The sequence below is a fragment of the Dolichospermum sp. LEGE 00246 genome (assembly GCF_015207865.1).
Lineage (GTDB): Bacteria > Cyanobacteriota > Cyanobacteriia > Cyanobacteriales > Nostocaceae > Dolichospermum > Dolichospermum heterosporum.
Genome location: NZ_JADEWA010000557.1, coordinates 1 through 3,118 on the forward strand (window position 1 = coordinate 1; position 3,118 = coordinate 3,118).

At 39.8% G+C, this 3,118-nt stretch carries 4 protein-coding genes; 2 read left to right on the forward strand and 2 right to left on the reverse strand.

All coding sequences use genetic code 11. From position 1 onward, the window contains the following. Nucleotides 1–152 precede the first annotated feature (152 nt). Nucleotides 153–1,301, forward strand: a complete 1,149-nt coding sequence (locus IQ228_RS23905; protein WP_027401627.1) for a glycosyltransferase family 4 protein — start codon at nucleotides 153–155, stop codon at nucleotides 1,299–1,301. Between the two features lie 62 nt (nucleotides 1,302–1,363). Here the strand turns inward: IQ228_RS23905 and IQ228_RS23910 are convergent, their stop codons facing one another. Together IQ228_RS23910 and IQ228_RS23915 are read right to left on the reverse strand one after the other, a co-directional pair. Next, nucleotides 1,364–1,609, reverse strand: coding sequence for a hypothetical protein (locus IQ228_RS23910; RefSeq protein WP_027401628.1), 246 nt, complete (start codon nucleotides 1,607–1,609; stop codon nucleotides 1,364–1,366). A 174-nt stretch (nucleotides 1,610–1,783) separates the two neighbouring features. Continuing rightward, a complete protein-coding gene (locus tag IQ228_RS23915; protein WP_027401629.1) occupies nucleotides 1,784–2,014 on the reverse strand; it encodes an RNA chaperone Hfq in 231 nt (76 codons plus the stop codon). A gap of 125 nt (nucleotides 2,015–2,139) precedes the next feature. On the opposite strand from IQ228_RS23915, the gene dapF reads away from it, so the two are divergent. Further along, a complete protein-coding gene (gene dapF, locus IQ228_RS23920) occupies nucleotides 2,140–2,979 on the forward strand; it encodes a diaminopimelate epimerase (protein ID WP_193964681.1) in 840 nt (279 codons plus the stop codon). The last annotated feature ends 139 nt before the right edge of the window (nucleotides 2,980–3,118 follow it).

The following is a 3,118-nucleotide window of genomic DNA, read 5'->3' on the forward strand; positions in this document are numbered from 1 at the left end:
CAATAAAGCTATTGATTGTTTAATTGCCCAGATTATTTAGGTTTTAAAGTTAGAGATATCTGAGTTTTTGTGAATACCAAAAATTCGGCTATAACAACTTCATAATAAAAACAGTATATTTTACCCTCGTTTTTTTTATAGATAACTGAAGAATGCGTATAGCTTGGATTGGAAAAAAAACACCCTTTTGCGGTAACGTCACCTACAGTCGAGAAATTACCAACGGATTACTAGACAGGGGACACGAGGTTAGTTTTCTGCACTTTGCTCAAGAAGAAGCGACAACTGACAATTGGCCTAATTTTCAAGAAGTTCCTTTACCATTTATCTACAAATCTCAGGTTTACACAATTCCCTCTTTCAAAGCAACTAAGGTTTTGAAAGATTCACTACGGGAAATTAAACCAGATATAGTCCACGCTTCTCTGACTCTATCAACTTTAGATTTTGTTTTACCAGAAATTTGCGAAGAGTTAAATTTGCCCCTCATTGCCACTTTCCACACTCCATTTGCAGGGAAGGGAGCAAAATTAATATCTAGTACCCAGCTTTTAGCTTATCAACTTTATGCTCCTTTTTTAGATCATTATGATCGGGTAATTATCTTTTCCCAAATTCAACGGGAATTACTCTCAGGTATGGGGGTTGGGGACAGCAAAATTGCTGTGATTCCTAATGGTGTAGATCCTGTTAAGTATTCTCCCGGTGTTTCTCATGTTAAAGCCGAATTCGGGGCTGAACGTTTGTTTGTTTATCAAGGGAGAATCGCCCAAGAGAAAAACGTTGAATCTCTCTTGCGGGCTTGGAAGCAATCAGATATGGGTGTTAATACCAAATTATTGATTGTGGGTGATGGTCCATTAAAGCCTTCTCTGGAGTCATTTTATGGTCGAGAACATGGCATCATCTGGTTAGGATTTATCGCCGATGAAAATCGCCGGATCGAAATTTTACGAGGGGCGGATGTATTTATTTTACCTTCTTTGGTAGAGGGATTATCCTTGTCTTTATTAGAGGCTATGTCCTGTGGTGTAGCTTGTTTAGCTACTGACGTGGGTGCAGACGGGGAAGTTTTAGAAAAGGGGGCTGGTGTAGCGATTAATACAAGCAGTGTGCGATCGCAGTTAAAGACCCTATTACCACTATGCCAAGATCATCCAGAGTTAACCACATTGTTGGGAGAAAAAGCCAGGAAGCGAGTATTAGAACGCTATACCTTAAATGATAATATCACCCAATTAGAAGAGCTTTATAGCCAAGTTCTCGCCCAGCGTCCTTTAACACTAAGCTGGGGTATTTAAACCTCCGTAGGGGCGGGGTTCCCCCGCCCTTTATCAGTCTTCCTTGTAAGGCGTTAAAATTATCACGTGATCATTGGTAAATTTATGTCGAATCCTACACTATCTAGGTATGGTTTCCAGTCAAAAGCATTAATATCTAAACTGGTAAGAAAATTATTGATGATTGGGTTTAAAGGAATGTAATTGGGTACAGGGTTTGTCCCGATAGCTGTAGTCGGACCAGTAGTCGTACCACCTACTATAACTTTTTGTTGGTCAATAGATATGTCTGCGAATACAGGTATATCTGTGATGCGTATTTTAGACATTGTAAAAATATCCTTAACGTTGATTAGTCCCGCTAAATTCCACCGTTAATTTAAATATTAGACAAAGCAATAATATCCAGTCAATCCGATAAGCAACTAGAAGCAACACAGTTTTATCTAGATTTAAGTAGGTTGGCGTTAAAAATTGTTGGCATTTTGTGGGTTTAGTCCTGTTTAGGCTACTGTATCACTGAATGGTTTCATGTAGGCGATCGCCTGTTTCCAAACCATAATTTGCTCATTATTACCATCAAAAATACAGATACAATTGTGATCCTGCCAAAATATGCGACCTGTGATCAAATCACCAGTCATTAATCTAAATTCGACCGTTAATTTTTCTTTAATGCACTTCTGGACTTGACGAGTGCTAGGTAGGGAAGTATCAAATTGATTGGTTGCCATATATTATATTGGTAATTGGTAATTGGTAATTGGTAATTGGTAATTGACGACTGACAACCGACAACTGACAAATGACAAATTTTTTAATAGTATGAATGAATCTTTAATAATTCATTTAGGGCAAAATGGCAATCGAATTTAGTAAGTATCACGGACTCGGTAATGATTTTATTCTTATTGATAACCGTTCCTCATTGACACCAGTATTAACGCCAGAGAAAGCTGTACAGTGGTGCGATCGCCATTTTGGTATCGGAGCAGATGGTATTATTTTCGCACTTCCTGGACAGAATGGCACTGATTACACCATGCGAATTTTTAACTCCGATGGTTCAGAACCGGAAATGTGTGGGAACGGGATTCGCTGTTTAGCGGTATTTTTGACAGACCTAGAAGGCATTTCCCGGACAAAAGATAAATATCATATTCATACCTTAGCAGGTGTGATTGCCCCCCAACTCACTGATGATGGTCAAGTTAAAGTGGATATGGGTGAACCCCGGTTATTAGCAGAAGAAATTCCTACCACCTTATCACCTAGTGAGTTTCAAGTCATTAATCAACCCTTGGAAGTAGCCGGGAAAACTTGGGATGTTACCTGTGTCAGCATGGGAAATCCCCACTGTATCACCTTTGTGGAAGATGTTGCGGCGATTAATTTAGAAAGCATTGGTCCCCAATTTGAAAATCATCCCGTATTTCCTAAAAAAACCAACACCGAATTTATTGAAATAGTCAATCGTAACTATTTGAAAATGCGCGTTTGGGAAAGAGGTGCTGGAATTACCCTCGCTTGCGGAACAGGTGCTTGTGCGTCCTTAGTAGCGGGTGTATTGAACGATAAATGCGATCGCACCGCTACCATAGAATTACCCGGCGGACCCCTAGAAATCGAGTGGTCAGAACTTGACAACCGGATTTACATGACAGGACCAGCCGAACGAGTATTTACAGGAAAATATTAAATAAATTCAGCCGTGTTGAGTTCTAAGAGGGTGTTTGAGAAGTTTTTAATGTATAAACAAACCCCTCTCCAAACCTCTCCCCGAAGCGGGGAGAGGCTTTGAAAACCCCCTTCCCTCGTAGGGAAGCTGTCTCTTATAA

Bases quoted from the DNA above. Each gene is read 5' to 3' on its own strand.
- dapF (WP_193964681.1), top strand. From the start codon at position 2,140: ATGGCAATCGAATTTAGTAAGTATCACGGACTCGGTAATGATTTTATT.
- IQ228_RS23905 (WP_027401627.1), top strand. From the start codon at position 153: ATGCGTATAGCTTGGATTGGAAAAAAAACACCCTTTTGCGGTAACGTC.
- IQ228_RS23910 (WP_027401628.1), bottom strand. From the start codon at position 1,609: ATGTCTAAAATACGCATCACAGATATACCTGTATTCGCAGACATATCT.
- IQ228_RS23915 (WP_027401629.1), bottom strand. From the start codon at position 2,014: ATGGCAACCAATCAATTTGATACTTCCCTACCTAGCACTCGTCAAGTC.